A 535-nucleotide genomic window follows, 5' to 3' on the forward strand; every position below is an offset into this window, starting at 1 on the left:
ATCCCGATAGCCGTTGGTCATCCGAACCGAATCGTCACGCCTTTCAGCAATCCTGAGATCGTTTCAACATCTCTGACCGGGGCGACGGATAACGGCCAGTGTGGTGAGGTCTGCATCAAAGAGAATGTGGTCTATGTCGCCACGGATAAGCAGTATCCGGTGACTATGTTCATTACTGAAAAAGGCTCGGAAGCCCAAGCTCTCAGCCTGACGATGGTTCCCCGTCGTATTCCGCCCAGAGAAGTCTTTCTCAAGCTCGATGGTGGTGTAGGTATCACTGGTGCTTTTGCCAATACCAAGGCTGAGACCTGGGAACAGAGCCAGCCTTATGTCGAAACCATCCGGTCGGTATTCCGCAAGATTGCTCTTGGTGAAGTCCCTCAAGGTTACACGTTGAACCGCATCCCTGCTGGTGCTGCGGTGCCGAGCTGCGCTCATCCTGGGGTAAAGGTGGATTTCAGCAAGGGGCAATACATGATGGGCCACCACCTTAACGTGTTCATCGGTGTCGCCCTGAACGTCTCTGATCAGCCTA

The 535-nt window shown here is 53.6% G+C and carries 1 protein-coding gene; it reads left to right on the forward strand.

Features of this window, described 5'->3' with window-relative positions:
- On the forward strand, positions 1-535 hold a 535-nt coding region (locus tag R7040_RS29590; RefSeq protein WP_318098066.1), incomplete at both ends, for a type-F conjugative transfer system secretin TraK.

Source organism: Vibrio sp. 1069 (genome assembly GCF_033340555.1).